15 protein-coding genes are annotated in these 15,055 nt (G+C 66.6%); 10 read left to right on the top strand and 5 right to left on the bottom strand.

All coding sequences use genetic code 11. The features are described 5' to 3' along the window. The first annotated feature begins 19 nt into the window (after window positions 1-19). Window positions 20-481: a hemerythrin domain-containing protein gene (locus H3H37_RS00480; RefSeq protein ID WP_182159011.1), complete on the top strand. Its 462-nt coding sequence runs from the start codon at window positions 20-22 to the stop codon at window positions 479-481. 194 nt (window positions 482-675) lie between these two features. Next, window positions 676-1,398 carry an acetoacetyl-CoA reductase gene (gene phbB, locus H3H37_RS00475; RefSeq protein ID WP_182159009.1) on the top strand — a complete coding sequence of 241 codons (723 nt, stop codon included), beginning with the start codon at window positions 676-678 and terminating at the stop codon, window positions 1,396-1,398. A 17-nt stretch (window positions 1,399-1,415) separates the two neighbouring features. Here the strand turns inward: phbB and H3H37_RS00470 are convergent, their stop codons facing one another. Beyond that, window positions 1,416-2,756 (bottom strand): erythromycin esterase family protein, encoded by a 1,341-nt coding sequence (locus H3H37_RS00470; RefSeq protein ID WP_182159008.1) that lies wholly within the window; start codon window positions 2,754-2,756, stop codon window positions 1,416-1,418. A gap of 284 nt (window positions 2,757-3,040) precedes the next feature. Then, the gene (locus H3H37_RS00465) at window positions 3,041-3,271 is read right to left on the bottom strand and encodes a hypothetical protein (RefSeq protein ID WP_182159007.1); all 231 of its coding nucleotides are present in this window, start codon (window positions 3,269-3,271) and stop codon (window positions 3,041-3,043) included. Here H3H37_RS00465 and H3H37_RS00460 point away from each other — a divergent pair. The 6 genes from H3H37_RS00460 to H3H37_RS00435 all read left to right on the top strand — a co-directional run bounded on the left by H3H37_RS00460 (window position 3,266) and on the right by H3H37_RS00435 (window position 9,319). Further along, window positions 3,266-3,472, top strand: a complete 207-nt coding sequence (locus tag H3H37_RS00460; RefSeq protein WP_182159005.1) for a hypothetical protein — start codon at window positions 3,266-3,268, stop codon at window positions 3,470-3,472. The genes H3H37_RS00465 and H3H37_RS00460 overlap by 6 nt on opposite strands. A 153-nt stretch (window positions 3,473-3,625) precedes the next feature. Continuing rightward, window positions 3,626-5,410, top strand: coding sequence for an adenosylcobalamin-dependent ribonucleoside-diphosphate reductase (locus H3H37_RS00455; RefSeq protein WP_182159003.1), 1,785 nt, complete (start codon window positions 3,626-3,628; stop codon window positions 5,408-5,410). 107 nt (window positions 5,411-5,517) lie between these two features. Further along, window positions 5,518-6,378: a creatininase family protein gene (locus H3H37_RS00450; RefSeq protein WP_229218583.1), complete on the top strand. Its 861-nt coding sequence runs from the start codon at window positions 5,518-5,520 to the stop codon at window positions 6,376-6,378. A gap of 76 nt (window positions 6,379-6,454) precedes the next feature. Then, a complete protein-coding gene (locus H3H37_RS00445; protein WP_182159002.1) occupies window positions 6,455-7,738 on the top strand; it encodes a YncE family protein in 1,284 nt (427 codons plus the stop codon). Between the two features lie 59 nt (window positions 7,739-7,797). Further along, the gene (locus tag H3H37_RS00440) at window positions 7,798-8,385 is read left to right on the top strand and encodes a cysteine dioxygenase family protein (protein ID WP_182159000.1); all 588 of its coding nucleotides are present in this window, start codon (window positions 7,798-7,800) and stop codon (window positions 8,383-8,385) included. 10 nt (window positions 8,386-8,395) lie between these two features. Then, window positions 8,396-9,319 (top strand): substrate-binding periplasmic protein, encoded by a 924-nt coding sequence (locus tag H3H37_RS00435; RefSeq protein ID WP_182158998.1) that lies wholly within the window; start codon window positions 8,396-8,398, stop codon window positions 9,317-9,319. Between the two features lie 64 nt (window positions 9,320-9,383). Here the strand turns inward: H3H37_RS00435 and H3H37_RS00430 are convergent, their stop codons facing one another. Next, entirely contained in the window at window positions 9,384-10,223 is an 840-nt protein-coding gene (locus tag H3H37_RS00430) for an HDOD domain-containing protein (RefSeq protein WP_182158997.1), read from the bottom strand. Between the two features lie 89 nt (window positions 10,224-10,312). Next, window positions 10,313-11,602, bottom strand: coding sequence for a D-amino acid dehydrogenase (locus H3H37_RS00425; protein WP_182158995.1), 1,290 nt, complete (start codon window positions 11,600-11,602; stop codon window positions 10,313-10,315). Window positions 11,603-11,706: 104 nt separating this feature from the next. Between H3H37_RS00425 and H3H37_RS00420 the strand changes: the two genes are divergently transcribed. Next, window positions 11,707-12,201, top strand: coding sequence for an Lrp/AsnC ligand binding domain-containing protein (locus H3H37_RS00420; RefSeq protein WP_182157284.1), 495 nt, complete (start codon window positions 11,707-11,709; stop codon window positions 12,199-12,201). A 96-nt stretch (window positions 12,202-12,297) separates the two neighbouring features. Continuing rightward, a complete protein-coding gene (locus H3H37_RS00415) occupies window positions 12,298-13,869 on the top strand; it encodes a hypothetical protein (protein WP_182160258.1) in 1,572 nt (523 codons plus the stop codon). A 32-nt stretch (window positions 13,870-13,901) separates the two neighbouring features. Here H3H37_RS00415 and H3H37_RS00410 read toward each other — a convergent pair whose 3' ends face one another. Then, window positions 13,902-15,050: an HlyD family secretion protein gene (locus tag H3H37_RS00410; RefSeq protein WP_182158994.1), complete on the bottom strand. Its 1,149-nt coding sequence runs from the start codon at window positions 15,048-15,050 to the stop codon at window positions 13,902-13,904. Between the last annotated feature and the right edge of the window lie 5 nt (window positions 15,051-15,055).

Below are 15,055 nucleotides of genomic sequence, written 5' to 3'. Positions count from 1 at the left end.
CATCAGGCAAGTCACCACTATGCAAGCACCCTTCATCTGGACCGATCTGTTCAAGCTGGGCCTGACGCCCATGGACGAGACCCACGAGGAATTCGTGCAACTGGTGGCGGAGATGGAGGGCGCCGATGACGTGGCATTCCTGCCCGTGTTCGAGCGCTTCGTCACCCATGCAGAAGCCCACTTCGCCCAGGAGAAACGGTGGATGGAGGAAAGTGATTTTCCGCCACGCGATTGCCACGTGCAGGAACATGAGCGCGTGCTGCACGCGTTGTACGAGGTGCGTCCCGTGCTCAAAAGCGGCCGCATCGACGTGGGCCGCTCGCTGGTACAGGCCTTGCGCGAATGGTTTCCCAACCACGCCGATTTCATGGATGCCTCGCTGGCGCAGTGGATGGTCAAGCGCCAAGCAGGCGGCAAGCCCGTGGTGCTCAAGCGCGGCGTGGCCCAGAGCGCGCCGGCAGACAACACCGAGCCGGCTTGAGCCGGCCTGCACTGGACTGACTCGGCCCGGGCGGCGCAATTGTGCGCCGGCCTGATCTGCGTCACTTGTACGCTGGCGTGCGCGCCGCAACAGGTTCAGAATAGTTATCCAGCCCGCCCGTCTGGCGGCGGGCCAGCGTCTTCATCAACACCCTGTCACCGCGCGGCGACGCGCCCATTACAAGGAGAACTGAGATGCAAAGACTAGCATTGGTGACCGGCGGCACCCGTGGCCTGGGGCAAGCCATTTCGCTCGCGCTCAAGGCGGCGGGCCACCGCGTGGCGGCCGTCTATCACGATAACGCGGAGGCGGCGCAAGCGTTCTCGCAATCGTCCGGCATACCCGTGTTCCACTGGGACGTGTCGGTGTATGCGTCCTGCGGGCTGGGCGTGGCCGAAGTCGAACACGAACTGGGGCCGATCGACATCCTGGTCAACAACGCCGGCATCACGGACGATGCCGTCATGCACAAGATGACGCCCGAGCAGTGGTGGAACGTCATCAACACCAACCTCGGCTCCATGTTCAACATGACGCGCCATGTGATGGAAGGCATGCGCGAGCGCCAGTACGGCCGCATCATCAACATCAGTTCCATCAATGGCGAGAAGGGCCAGATCGGCCAGGCCAATTACGCGGCTGCCAAGGCGGGGATACTCGGCTTCACCAAGGCGCTGGCGCTGGAGTGCGCACGCAAGCACATTACGGTCAACGCCATTGCTCCCGGCTATTGCGATACCTCGATGGTGGCCAAGGTGGCGCCGGACGTGTTGCACACCATCGTTGATGCCATCCCCGTCGGACGGCTGGGCACACCCGAGGAGATTGGCCGCGCCGTCGCCTTCCTGGCCGACGAAGGGGCCGGCTTCATCACGGGCGCTACGCTGGATGTGAATGGCGGGCAGTACCTAGGCTAGCGATTAACGGGGCAGATCTACACGCCGGCCGGGAAGGTCTCGGGCGCTTCGCCCGGCTCGCGCTGGCGGCCGCCTTCGGGGCCGTCCAGCGGCGTGAGCGCATGGCTGGTATCGACGTGCAGCACGGCGTCGAACTGTTCGGCCAGCCGCGCCGTCAGGTAGTGGCTGTGCAGTTCCGTGGCCGGCTGGTAGATCACGCCGATGGCGCGCTGCATGTGCTCCCTGGGCAGCAGGTGTCCCGCGCCGCCTTCGCCATGCAGCGGCAGCAGCATGCGTCCCACGCCGGTCCGGTGCAGCAAGGCTTCATAGCTGTCCGCATGGGCGGGCCGCACCCGCATGGTTTCCCACGCGCCGTTCCAGCTGGAGGCGGCCGTCACCGTACCCTCGTAGGTGCTCATGCCCACCGCGTACACCTGCTTGTCGTATAGCTGACGCACAAGCTGGCCCACATTCCACTGGCCATGCTCGGCTGCGTCCGTGGCGCGCGCGTCGCCCAGGTGTGAGTTGTGGGCCCACACCACGATGCGGGCCGCTTCGCCATTGCGGCCCGACAGGTAATGTTCGAGCGCTTCCAGTGTCATCGTCATGTGGCGGTCACGGACATTCCATGACGCCACCCGGTCCTGGAACATGATGCGGTAATACTGTTCGGCGTTGGCCACCAGGCTGGCATTCTGCTGCGCGTAGAAGAAGGCGTCGCTGCCTTCGGCGTCCGCGTGGTGCAGGTAGTGCGCGCCTTGCCGGTGCATGTCGCGCAGTTGCGCCAGCACGGCTAGTTCGCACGACGGGCTCAGGCCCAGGCCAGCCGCATAGCCATAGTCCTGGCTGTCGTGGCGGTAGCGGTCGAAGCACGCGTAGCGCTGGCGGGCCCGCGCGGCGGCATCGGAATCGGTCTGGTCCAGGTAGTGCAACACCGCTTCGATGGAGGCGAACATGCTGTACAAGTCCAGGCCATAGAAGCCGACCGGATGCGTGCCCGGCAGCAGCGCGCTGTTGTAGTCGCGCAGCCAGTCCACCAGGTCTGCCGTTTCCGAGTTGCGCCACATCCAGGTGGGGAAACGCTTGAAGCCGGCCAGCGCGCTTTCGGCATCCGTGTCGTCGCTGCAGCCGCGCAAGTAGCGGTGCACGCGGTAGGCGTCGGGCCAGTCGGCCTCGACGGCGACGGCGGAGAAATTGCATTCGCTGATCAGGCGCTGCGTGATGCGCGCGCGCTCGTGGTAGAACTCCTGCGTGCCGTGCGTGCACTCGCCCAGCAGGACGATACGCGCATCGCCTATCCGTTCCAGCAAGCCGTCATAGTCGCCTTCCTCGCCGCGGATGACGTGGGCGCAGGAAGCGATAGCCTGAATGTTGCTCATGATGTTCTCCCGCTGGCTATGCGCAGTTGGCATACTCAGCTTGCACAATAAGACCAGTGGCGGTCTGGCGCAGCCGGGAAACGTGACGCAAATCAGGTGCTTGCGTAAAACCGCCCATGCCCCATTCTACGCCGCCACGCGGAGGCACGGCCACCGCGCAGGCAAGTGGACGCGGCCGTGTACGGACGCGGAAAATTCGCACGGTTTCTGATCTCGGTCAAATGCTGTGCTGCGCGCGGGACTTGGCGCGCCCACAATGAGCCAAGGGCAACGGTTCTGCGGTGTCAGTTCAGGGTGCGGCGGCGGGCTTGTATCCAGCAGTGGATGTCTTCCCGCACCAGCACGTCGCGACTGGGATCGAGCACGTATTTGAAGCCCTGGAACAGGAAGTCGTCGTTGGGATCGCAACCGAGCGCGCGGGCGCCGTGGATCTCCACCGGCGCGGCGCCGGACAAGGGGCATTCGCGCAATAATTGTTGCAATGAAGGCTGGGCGTTACTGGATATCGTATGCATGGCTGGCTGCTCGCTAAAGTGGAAAATCAACGGGCTGACGTCTTCACAATATCACCGCCCACCACGCATGGAAATAGCGGCACGATAGAAAGCGACAGCAAAAAATGTATGGACTTTTTGATGGCGATCAAAGTCCAAAAATGCATGTGGCTGGCGTGTTTTCCGTTGCTGGAAAACAGTCTTTTAATTTCATCGGCTTAGTGCCGGAAGTGCAGACAACACCTGACATGGGACGCGCCGGCGAAGTATGACGAATTGCAACAACCGCCGGCGCACGTGACACAGCGGTGCGACAGAAATGCAACGCTTGTTTTATCGATGCACCAAAGTGGACCAATTTTGCGGGAGCTTGCCATGAATGATCCTCATCTGACGGAACCGATCGCGGAACTGGTGTGGCGCGCACGCTATGGCGGCGGGCCCGGTGGCGACGCCAGCGTGCAGGCCAGCTGGGCCAGGGTGGCGCAGGCGCTGTCGGCGCCCGAGGCACGCGACCGCGACGCCTGGCGCGGCCGTTTCGAACAGGTGATGACGGGCTTTCGCTTCCTGCCCGGCGGCCGCATCCTGGCCGGTGCCGGACACCAGGGCGCGACGCTGTTTAATTGTTTCGCATCCGGCACCTTGCCCGACGCGCTGGATGGCATCTTCTCCGCGCTGGGCGAGACGGTGGTGACGCTGCAGGCCGGCGGCGGTGTGGGCTGCGACTTCTCAACGGTACGACCGGCCGGCGCGCGCGCCGAGCGCACCGGCAACACGGCAGCCGGGCCGCTGGCCTTCATGCGCGTGTGGGACCAGGCCGCCAGCGCGCTGTCGCAGCCGGGCGGACGTGGCGCGGCCATGCTGGCGGCGCTGCGTTGCGACCATCCCGATATCGAAGCGTTCATCGACGCCAAGCGCGCCGGCACGCTCAGCCATTTCAACCTGTCCGTGCTCGTCACCGATGCCTTCATGCGCGCTGTGGACGAGGATGAGCCGTGGCCGCTGGTATTCCCGGTCAGCGGCCATGCGCCCGTGGCCGGCTTGCCCGTGTGCGAGCGGGTCTGGCCCGGCACAGAGCAGCCACAGGCCTGCGCCGTGTGGGCCACCGTGCCGGCGCGCGCGCTGTGGCTGCGTTTGCTGCAAGCGGCATTCGACAGCGGCGAACCAGGCGTGATCTTCATCGACCATGTGCAGCGCGCCAACAACCTGTGCGGCCATGAGCAGATCGCCGTGTGCAACCCCTGCGGCGAAGTGCCGCTGCCGCCGCACGGCGCCTGCAATCTCGGTTCGCTCAACCTGACTCAGTTCGTGCGCGAGCCGTTCAGCCGCCATCCCAAGCTGGACCTGGCCGCGCTGGACGAAGCCGCCACCATCGCCACACGCATGCTCGACAATGTGTACGAGGCTTCGGCCTGGCCGCTCAAGGCCCAGTCCACTGTGGCCCACGCCACGCGCCGGCTGGGGCTGGGCATCACGGGCCTGGCCGATGCGCTGGCCATGCTGGGCGTACGCTACGGCGACGATCACGCGCTGGACCTGGCCGATGCCATCATGCGCACCGTCAGCCACGCGGCCTACCGTGCCTCGATCGCGCTGGCTGATGAGCGCGGCGCCTTTCCGGCCTACGACGCGGCCAGTTACCTGGGCAGCGATTTCATCCAGACCTTGCCGCCGGAACTGATCGACAGCATCTGGCGGCACGGCATCCGCAACAGCCACCTGACGGCGCTGGCGCCGGCCGGCGGCATCAGCGTGCTGGCCAATAATGTGTCGGGCGGGGTGGAGCCCATCTTCGCGTTGCGCCAGCAGCGCACGGTGCGGCGCGCCGATGGCAGCCATCACACCGTGGAGGCCGCCGATTATGCGTGGACGCTGTTCCGGCGCCTGCATGGGCAAGATGCGCCGCTGCCGCCGGCGCTGGTGGAGGCCCGCGACATCGATCCGCTGCGCCAGTTGCAGATGGTGTCGCGGTTGCAGGCCCACGTGGACCAGGGCATCTCGAAGACGCTCAACCTGGCGCCCGGCGCCAGCTTTGCGCAGTTCGAATCGCTGTACATGGATGCATGGCGGCTGGGCTTGAAGGGTAGCACCGTGTACCGGCCGGAAGCGGCCATCGGTGATGCGCCATTGCGCATGGCCGAGGCCGGGTGCGGCGGCTGAAGTGTGAAGTGTGCGGATGTGCCCGGAATGGCACGCTGGTGCGCCAGCAGGCTGTTCCGGGACAAACAGCTATTTCGATTCTGGGCATTTCAAGCGATAATCGAGTCATGCCAGCAATTACCGCCTTCCTCCGCCTGCCCGTTCCGCCGTCGCGCCGTTCGTTCCCGTCATGTTTTCGCGCCTCTGCATTGATGCTGGCGCTGGCCGCAGCCAGCGCGGCGACAAATGCGACCGCCAGCGCGGCCAGCGTCTACCTGGAAGAACTCACGTCGCCCGAACTGCGCGAACGCATCGCGGCCGGCGCCACCACCGTGCTGGTGCCGGTGGGCGGCACCGAGCAGAGTGGCCCCTACATCGTGCTGGGCAAGCATAACGGCCGCGCGCACCTGCTGGCCGGCCGCATCGCGGAACGGCTGGGTAACGCCGTGGTCGCGCCCACGGTCAGCTATGTCCCGGAAGGCAGCATCCGTCCGCCGGCCGCCCACATGCGCTACGCTGGCACCATCTCCATTCCCGACAGCGCCTTCGACGCGATGCTCGATGCCACGGCGCGCAGCCTGTGCCAGCACGGCTTGCGCCAGGTGGTGCTGCTGGGCGACCATGGCGGCTACCAGAAGAACCTGGAGCGCGTGGCCCAGCACGTGAACAAGGCCGGCGATGCGGCTTGCCGCGTCTATGCGCCCACCGAGTATTACCAGGCCGCGTCGGATGGCTTCGCGGCGCTGCTGCGCAAGCGCGGCTACAGCGCCGCCGAAATCGGCGCGCACGCGGGGCTGGCCGACGTGTCCCTCAGCCTTGCGCTCGACCCGGCCCAGGTGCGCAGCGCCGCGCTGGCCCACGGGCCCACGCCGGGTGACGGCGTGGCCGGCGATCCGCGCCGCGCCAGCGCGGAACTGGGCCAGTTGGGCGTACAACAGATTATCGAGGCCACGGTGGGGGCGATCAAACGCCTGCCGCCGGCCCATTGAATTTTGCGTATTGACGCGTATTGACGCATATTGACGCTTATTGAATTAACCGCTTCCATTATCGAGGAAACCCAGGATGCATTTACCTGTCAAACACACCGCACGCATTCCCGCCCGCCTGGGCCTGGCCGCGTTGGCCATTGCCGCCATTGGTGGCGCGGCTGGCGTGTATGCCGCCACCCAGGCCAACACGTCGGCGCCGGCCGGCGCAGCCGCGCCGACCACCGTGGCCGGCATGCCGCCCGTGGTCGATGCCAGTAACCTGTACAGTGAGACCGGCTCCAGCCATCTCGCCACCGCCGTCAAGGGCGACCTGGAGCGCATCTACGTGCCCAACCTGCGCTCGAACGACGTCAGCGTGATCGACCCGGCCAGCATGAAAGTGGTGGACCGCTTCAAGGTGGGCCGCGCGCCGCAGCACATCGTGCCGTCGTGGGATCTGCGCACGCTGTGGGTGGCCAACAACGCCGAGCGTTACGACGACGGTAGCCTGACGCCGATCGACCCGCGCACCGGCAAGCCGGGTACGGCCATCAAGGTGGACGATCCCTACAACCTGTACTTCTCGCCCGATGGCAAATCGGCCATCGTGGTGGCCGAAGCCAAGCACCGCCTGGACTTCCGCGATCCGCGCACGCTGGCGCTGCAGTATTCGATCGAAACGCCCAAGTGCGGCGGCATCAACCACGCCGATTTTTCGATGGACGGCAGCTACGCGCTGTTCACCTGCGAATTTGACGGCAGCCTGGTCAAGATCGACCTGGTCAACCGCAGCGTGCTGGGCTACCTGAAGCTGAACATGCCCGCCACCCGCTACAAGGACGTGCCGACCCTGGCCGGCCCCGGCGCCACGGAAATCTGCAGCTCCAAGAAAGGCATGCCGCAGGACATACGCATTTCGCCCGACGGCAAGCGCTTCTACGTGGCCGACATGGAGGCCGACGGCGTGCACGTGGTCGATGGCGCCACGTTCAAGGAGACCGGCTTCATCGCCACCGGCGTGGCCGCGCACGGCCTGTACCCCAGCCGCGACGGCAAGAGCCTGTACGTGGCCAACCGTGGTTCGCACCGCATCCACGGCCCGCGCAACGGCAAGGGCAGTGTGACGGTGATCGATTTCGCCAGTGGCAAAATCACGGCGCAGTGGCCGATTCCCGGTGGCGGCAGCCCGGACATGGGCAACGTGAGCGTGGACGGCAAGTCGCTCTGGCTGTCGGGCCGTTATGACGATGTGGTCTACCGCATCAACACGGAAACGGGCGCCGTGGCCAAGGTCAAGGTGGGCCAGGAACCGCACGGCCTGACCGTGTGGCCGCTGCCGGGCCGTTATTCGCTGGGCCATACGGGCAATCTGCGCTGATCGCGTCGCGCCGCGCCGCCGGCACAAGCTGGCGGCGGGCGCACATCGGAGGGTAGGGCATGCAAGCAAGCGAGCATTTATCTGATCCGGCCGGCCTGCCGGCGCCACTGCGGCGCTGCGTGGACGGCTTCACGGCGCTGGCCGATACCGGCGCCACCGAGCAGGAATTCGTGCAGCAGGGCGGTGCCTTGCTGGCCGCGCTGGTGGCGCGCGACGACTGGCTGCCGCCGGCCCAGGCCCGGCCCGATCCCCAGTATTACCGGCAGTATTTGTTGTACCGCGACCCGGCCGCGCGCTTTTCCATCGTCAGTTTCGTGTGGGGGCCGGGCCAGCACACGCCGGTGCACAATCACACGGTCTGGGGATTGATCGGCATGCTGCGCGGCGCCGAGACGGCGCAGGATTTCGCGTTCGTGGCCGACGGCAGCCTCGTCGCCAGCGGTCCGCCGCAACGGCTGGAGCCGGGCGCCGTGGCCGCCGTGTCACCCACGCTGGGCGATATCCACCAGGTGCGCAACGCGCACGATGACCGGGTGTCGATCAGCATCCATGTGTATGGCGCCGACATCGGGGCGGTGGACCGCTCCGTGTTCGCGCCCGATGGCACGGCCAAGCCTTTCCGTTCCGGCTATTCCGTGCCCGCCTGAGGACGCGCCCATGCGTGCCCGTGGCTTGCCGCTCCTGCCGCGCCGCCTGCTGGCGCGGCTGGCGGTCATGGCATGCGCCGTGGCGGCCGCACCGGCGCTGGCCACCACCATCCTGTTCCCCCGTCCCTTGCTGGAAAACGATCCGCAGACCGACTATCCGGTCGCGCTGTTGCGGCTGGCGCTGGAAAAATCGGGCACGCCGTATGAGCTGAAGTTCGCTCCCGTCGTCATGACCCAGGACCGCGTGCTGCTGGAAATCGCCAAGGGCGATGGTGGCGTCGATATCATCGCCACCATGACCAGCGAGGAACGCGAGCGCAAGATGCTGGCCGTGCGCATCCCCATCGACAAGGGGTTGTATGGCTGGCGCGTGCCGCTGGTGCGCGGCGACCACCAGGATTTGTTCGCTGGCGTGGTCGATCTGGCGGGGCTGCGCAAGCTGCGCAGCGGGCAGGGGCATGACTGGCCGGACACCGGTATCTTGCGCGGCAATGGCGTGCCGGTGTCGGCCAACTCCAGCTATGAAGCGCTGTTCAGCATGTTGTCGGCCGGGCGCATCGACTATTTTCCCCGCGCCGTGATCGAGATCGGGCCCGAGGCCGCCGCCCATCCGGGATTGGCCATCGACCGCCACATCGTCATTCATTACCCGACGGCGTTGTATTACTTCGTCAGCCGCAACAACGCCAGGCTGGCCGACGCCGTCAAGCGCGGCCTGGAGGCGGCCATCGCGGATGGCTCGTTCGAGCGGTTATTTAATCAGCGTTTCGGGGCCGCCTTGCGCGAGGCGCGGCTGGATCAGCGGCGCGTGATCGAACTGGTCAACCCGCTGCTGCCGGACGGCCTGCCGCAGGAGCACAGGGAATTGTGGCTGGCGCCGGACGCGGGCCCGCGCGCCAAGACGGGCGCCAGGGCGCAGCACCGGGCACGCTGACGGCGCGTGCCGCGCGTACCCGGACCAACAGCGTTCAAATCAGTAGCGCACAGACCTGCAGCGCTCAGACCAGCAGCGCCGCGCTCATGGCGGCCGCGTCGATCTCCGATTCTTCCAGCATGGACTTGAGCTTGTCCTCGTCAATGAACAGGTCGATGGCCGAATCGGAGTGTGGCGGGATCTCGCGCTGCGGGCCGGCCAGCGGCGACGGCACGGGCGACAGGTGGTTGGCCAGCAGCAGTGTGTCGAGCAGGTTGTCGGGCGGGATGGACAGGAAGCCGTCGCGCAGGCCTTCGATGGCTTCGGCCACCGGCTCCGGGATGCTCAACTTGTTCATCACTTCGCGCGTGATGATCTCCTCGCTGGCCGGTTGCCAGTTCTCGGGATCGTCCTCCAGCAGGCCGGGGAATTCGTCGGCGCGCGACAGCAGGTAGAAGCCGCCCACCTCGTGCACGATGGCAGCGAACAGCGCCGTGTCGGGATTCACGCCCGTGACCTGGCGCGCGATGATGCGCGCCAGCGCGGCCACGTGGATGGTGTGGTCCCACAGTTGTTCGGCCTTGGCGCGCACTTCCGGGTCGGTGATCTTGCTGCCGAACTGGCGCACCACCATGGCGGCGGCCAGCGCGTACAGGTTGTGGTAGCCGATGCGGATGATGGCGCCGCGCACGTTGGTGATGGCCGGCGCGCCGCTGCGGTTGAACATGGCGGAATTGGCGATGGCCACCGTGCGCGCCGCCAGTATGGGCTCGGCAAGGACCAGGCTGATCGCCTTGTCGATCGGGCATTCGGGATCGTCCAGCGCCAGTTGCACGCGCAGGGCCGCGTTCACGCTGGTGGGGAACACCAGTTCGCCACGAATGGCCAGGGCAGCGATGTGCCCGAAAGCTTCCAGTTTATTCATGACGAAATTATACGCACGCCTGCGTCCAATCTCAACGCAAGGATGTGCCGAGGCCGTCCTCTAAAAGCGACGGCCCCGGTACAAACCCGTCAGGCGTTCACCAGCTCGGGCTGGCGTGGCGCGTCCTGGCGGCTGTAGCGGCTCACGGACAGGTCGTCGGCCCGGATCGCGGGGTGACGTGACGAGATGATATCGGCCAGCAGTTGGGCTGAGCCGCACGACATGGTCCAGCCCAGCGTGCCGTGGCCGGTGTTGACGAACAGGTTGCGCACACCGGTGCGGCCGACCACGGGCGTGCCGTCCGGCGTCATCGGGCGCAGGCCGGTCCAGAAGGTGGCGGCGGCCGTGTCGCCGGCGCCGGGGAACAGGTCATTGACGACCATTTCCAGCGTCTCGCGGCGGCGCGGGTTCAGCTTCAGGTTGTAGCCGGCGATTTCAGCCATGCCGCCAACGCGGATGCGGTCGTCGAAGCGGGTGACGGCGATCTTGTAGGTTTCGTCCAGGATGGTCGAGGTGGGCGCGGCGCCGCCATTGATGATGGGCACCGTGATCGAATAGCCCTTGAGCGGATAGACGGGAATGTCGACCAGGTGCTTGAGCAGCGTGGTCGAGTAGGCGCCCAGCGCCACCACGTAGGAGTCGGCGCGCACCGTCTCGGCGCCGCATTGCACGCCCGAGATGGCGCCGCCGGCCACGGTCAGGCCCGTGATGTCGACGTTGTAGCGGAACTTGACGCCCAGTTCCTGGGCCATGGCCGTCAGGCGGGTGGTGAACAGCTGGCAGTCGCCCGTCTCGTCGTTGGGCAGGCGCAGGCCGCCCACCAGCTTGTGGCGCGACGCAGCCAGGCCCGGTTCGGCGCTCACCAGCTGGTCGCGGTCGAGCAGCTCGAACGGCACGCCGGTTTCCTCCAGCACGCGGATATCCTTGGCCGCGTCGTCGAGCTGCTTCTGGGTGCGGAACAGCTGGGTTGTGCCTTGCTGGCGGCCTTCGTACTCGATGCCGGTGGTCGCGCGCAGCGCCTTGAAGCAATCGCGGCTGTATTCAGCCAGGCGCACCATGCGCTCCTTGTTCACGGCGTAGCGCTCGGGCGTGCAGTTGCGCAGCATCTGCCACATCCATTGCAGCTGGAACTTGGTGCCGTCGGGCGTGATGGACAGCGGCGCGTGGCGCTGCACCATCCATTTCATGGCCTTCAGCGGGATGCCGGGGGCGGCCCAAGGGGACGCGTAGCCGGGCGAGATCTGCCCGGCGTTAGCGAAACTGGTTTCCAGCGCGGGGCCGGGTTGGCGGTCGAGTACCGTGACATCGTGGCCGGCCTGGGCCAGATAGTAGGCGCTGGTCACGCCGATCACACCGCTGCCGAGAATAACGACTTTCATAAAGCTGTCCCCTTGTATTTTGGATTGCGCCAGATATATTGCTATGGTATTGTCGAATCACTAGTAATTGTTACTGTATAACGATAGAAATTTGGTGGAAATTCATGCGTACACAGAAGGAATCCGTTCGCAGCCTCGATAAGCTGGACCGCAAGATCCTGCGCATCCTGCAGGACGACGGCCGCATTTCGATGAAGGATCTGAGCGAGCAGGTGGGCCTGTCGATCACGCCGGCCATCGAGCGCGTCAAGCGCATGGAGCGTGACGGCGTGATCACCGGCTACCACGCGCGCATCTCGCCGCCGGCGCTGGGGGCCAAGCTGCTGGTGTTCGTAGAGATCACGCTGAACCAGAAATCGGCCTCGGTGTTCGAGCAGTTCCGGCGTGAAGTGCTGCGCATCCCCGAGGTACAGGAATGCCACCTGGTGTCGGGCGATTTCGATTACCTGATCAAGGCCCGCATCCACGAAATGGCCGAGTACCGCAAGCTGCTTGGTGAAATGCTGCTGCAACTGCCGGGCGCCGCCCAGTCCAAGAGCTATGTGGTGATGGAGGAAATCAAGGAGACGCTGGTGCTGTCGACGGAAGTGCCCCAATAACGCTGGTTCGTGCTGATTCGTGCTGATCCGGCGGGCCGCGCTTCAGGTAGAATCGCGGCATGGCACCCGTTATCGAATGGAGCAGCCGTGAACAGCATGCATGATGGCGCCCCCGGCGCCGAGTCCCACCACGAGCACATCGTCGCCGTGCGATCCCTGGACGAGCATCTGTCGTCCGACCAGAGCTTCAGCTCCGCCTACGCGCGCACGCTGGGCGCGCTCGCCGTGGCCGACGGCGCCGTCACCCTGGCGCAATTTGCCGCCGTCACCGAGATCGCCGGCGAAGGCAAGTCCTCCGCCGTTTTCACCGCCCTGGTATTGAACGCCATCGAATCGGGCGTCAGCGTGGACTGGGCGTTCGCCGCCCTGGGGCGCGCCAGTGCCGGCACCCAGCAACCGGCGCGCGACGCCGCCTTTTCCATGGCCATTCCCTTGCTGGCGCTGCTGGGCGCGAATGCCCGGCCGCTGGCGCAGCGGCTGGCCAAGGTACTCAATGTCAAACCCACGTTCGAGGAACTGGACGGCTTGCCACCGGAGGAGGAGCGCGGCCTGCTGGCCAGCCTGGGCGAGCAGGCGCGCAAACTGATCAAGGGGCGCACGCTGGCCGATGCGGTGGCCGACTTCGGCCGCAGCACCGGCCAGCCGGAACTGATCGGGCACGCGCGCGATTTCCAGGCCGGCGTGATCGGGCTGGACGCGCTGCGCGAACAGGTGGGCGCGGCCACGCGCGCCATCAGCCAGGACATCGCCTCCTACATGGACCACGCGGAATCGATGGCGGCCGGCGAGGCCGGCGCCGAGGCCGTGGCCACGGCCGCGCAGCAGATGCGCCAGCAAGTGGTGCAGCGGCTGACCCTGATCGACGCCCGCATCGCCCACGAGCGCTCGCTGCTGCTGGAGGAAATCGACGATGCCGTGCATGACGCGGGCAACGCGATCGAACTGGCCATCGCCGAACGGCTGCATACGGACCAGTGGAAGGAGGACGACGTGTGGGACAGCATAGGCCGCAACCAGTTCGGGCAGGAGATGGAGCGCCGGCTGGACCGCGTGGTGCGGCGCAAGGAACAGGCGCTGCACCTGCTGCAGGAGGATTTGCGGCTGTTCCAGTCGGCCATGCGGCTCAGTCAGACCACGGTCTTCCAGCGGCAGCACCACTCGGCGCTGGCGCGGCTGATGCCGCGTCTGCGGCTTGGGACGCGTCTCGCCAATGGCGTGGACACGGCGGCCAATGTCACGCTGGTCAGCGGCGCCGTGGCGGCGGCCGGCACCGGCACAGCCGCCTATCTGTTCGGCGCGGCCGTGGTGCTGCCGGTGCTGGTGCCGGTGGCGCCGTTCGTCGGCGGCGCCGTGCTGCTGGCGGGCGCCGTCAAGTGGTTCAGCGACGGCGGCAAGCGCAAGCGCATGGAAATCCGTGACAAGCGCGCCGCGTTCGAGACGGAATTGCGCAAGCAGTTGCGCGAGGCCGAGCTATCATTCAACGCCCAACTGGACCTGGTGGCGGACGGTTTCCACGAATCGGCGCTGCAACTGCTCACGCCCACCTTGCTGGAAGCGGAAGCGGCCAGCCGCGTATCGGGCATGCGGTTGCGCATCGCCGACCGCGCCATCGCCCAGGCCCAGACCGCTATCCACCAGCTCGATGCCGAACTGGCCAAGCCCGTCTGACTGCCCCGATTTCTGTCCCGATTTTTTGATCGTTATTTCAGGTTGCGGGCGATGATGGCGTCGGCGGCGTTGGCCGCTTGCGCCAGTGGCTGGGCCAGCGCGCGCGTGGCGTACACGGGGGCGGCGGCCGTGGCGCTGCCCAGCATGGGGCCGCTCGTGTCGCTGATGTCGATCACCACCGTCGTCGACAGGCCCACGCGCAGCGGGTGCTGGGCCAGCTCTTTCGGGTCGAGCGCGATCCGCACCGGCAACCGCTGCACCACCTTGATCCAGTTGCCGCTGGCGTTTTGCGCCGGCAGCAGCGAGAACGCGCTGCCCGTGCCGGCCGACAGGCCCAGCACCTTGCCGTGGTAGGTCACTTTGCCGCCGTACATGTCGGCCGTGACCGTGGCCGGCTGCCCGATGCGGATGCTGCGCAGTTCCGATTCCTTGTAATTGGCGTCCACCCATAGCTGGTCCAGCGGGACGATGGACAGCAACGGCGTGCCGGCCGCCACGTGCGCGCCCACCTGCACGCTGCGCTTGGCCACGTAGCCCGTCACGGGCGCGAGGATGGCGTTGCGGCGGGCGGCCAGCCATGCTTGCGCGTAGTCGGCCCTGGCCGCCTGTACGGCCGGATGCTGGGCCAGCGCCACGCCGGCCACGCCCGCTTGCGCGGCGTCGGCCTGGCGCTCGGCCACGGCCAGCGCGGCGCGCGCATTGGCCACGGCCTGGCTGGCGTGCTCCACTTCTTCGCCGGACACCGTGTGGTCTGCCGCCAGCGGTTTGCGGCGCGCCAGGTCCGCTTCCGCTTCGCGCAGCAGCAGGCGGCGCTGGGCGATGGTGGCGTCGTACTGGGCCACGTCAGCGTAGCGCTGGCGCTGCTGGCGCACGGTGGCGCCCAGCCGGGCTTCGGCCTGGCTCAGGGCCACGTCGGCGTCGGCCGCATCCAGCTGGACGATGGGACTGCCAGCCTGCACCAGTTGGGTGTCGTCGGCGCGGATCTCCTGCACGTTACCGGCCACTTGCGACGACAGGGTGACAAGGTTGCCGCCCACGTAGGCGTTGTCGGTCTCCTGTTCCTTCGATCCGACCAGCAGGTAGTAGGCCGCGTAGGCCGCGCCGCCCAGCAGGAAGAGGGCGGTGATGGCCAGCAGGACGCGTTTGCGTTGGCGTTCGTTGTTGGTGTTGTCGGTGCTCATGGGCT

The organism is Rugamonas brunnea (assembly GCF_014042345.1).
Taxonomy (GTDB): Bacteria; Pseudomonadota; Gammaproteobacteria; order Burkholderiales; family Burkholderiaceae_D; genus Rugamonas; species Rugamonas brunnea.
The sequence above is the reverse complement of the archived record's forward strand: the minus strand, read 5'-3'. Positions and strand labels throughout refer to the sequence as shown.

Bases quoted from the DNA above. Each gene is read 5' to 3' on its own strand.
- H3H37_RS00480 (WP_182159011.1), top strand. From the start codon at position 20: ATGCAAGCACCCTTCATCTGGACCGATCTGTTCAAGCTGGGCCTGACG.
- phbB (WP_182159009.1), top strand. From the start codon at position 676: ATGCAAAGACTAGCATTGGTGACCGGCGGCACCCGTGGCCTGGGGCAA.
- H3H37_RS00470 (WP_182159008.1), bottom strand. From the start codon at position 2,756: ATGAGCAACATTCAGGCTATCGCTTCCTGCGCCCACGTCATCCGCGGC.
- H3H37_RS00460 (WP_182159005.1), top strand. From the start codon at position 3,266: ATGCATGGCTGGCTGCTCGCTAAAGTGGAAAATCAACGGGCTGACGTC.
- H3H37_RS00465 (WP_182159007.1), bottom strand. From the start codon at position 3,271: ATGCATACGATATCCAGTAACGCCCAGCCTTCATTGCAACAATTATTG.
- H3H37_RS00455 (WP_182159003.1), top strand. From the start codon at position 3,626: ATGAATGATCCTCATCTGACGGAACCGATCGCGGAACTGGTGTGGCGC.
- H3H37_RS00450 (WP_229218583.1), top strand. From the start codon at position 5,518: ATGCCAGCAATTACCGCCTTCCTCCGCCTGCCCGTTCCGCCGTCGCGC.
- H3H37_RS00445 (WP_182159002.1), top strand. From the start codon at position 6,455: ATGCATTTACCTGTCAAACACACCGCACGCATTCCCGCCCGCCTGGGC.
- H3H37_RS00440 (WP_182159000.1), top strand. From the start codon at position 7,798: ATGCAAGCAAGCGAGCATTTATCTGATCCGGCCGGCCTGCCGGCGCCA.
- H3H37_RS00435 (WP_182158998.1), top strand. From the start codon at position 8,396: ATGCGTGCCCGTGGCTTGCCGCTCCTGCCGCGCCGCCTGCTGGCGCGG.
- H3H37_RS00430 (WP_182158997.1), bottom strand. From the start codon at position 10,223: ATGAATAAACTGGAAGCTTTCGGGCACATCGCTGCCCTGGCCATTCGT.
- H3H37_RS00425 (WP_182158995.1), bottom strand. From the start codon at position 11,602: ATGAAAGTCGTTATTCTCGGCAGCGGTGTGATCGGCGTGACCAGCGCC.
- H3H37_RS00420 (WP_182157284.1), top strand. From the start codon at position 11,707: ATGCGTACACAGAAGGAATCCGTTCGCAGCCTCGATAAGCTGGACCGC.
- H3H37_RS00415 (WP_182160258.1), top strand. From the start codon at position 12,298: ATGCATGATGGCGCCCCCGGCGCCGAGTCCCACCACGAGCACATCGTC.
- H3H37_RS00410 (WP_182158994.1), bottom strand. From the start codon at position 15,050: ATGAGCACCGACAACACCAACAACGAACGCCAACGCAAACGCGTCCTG.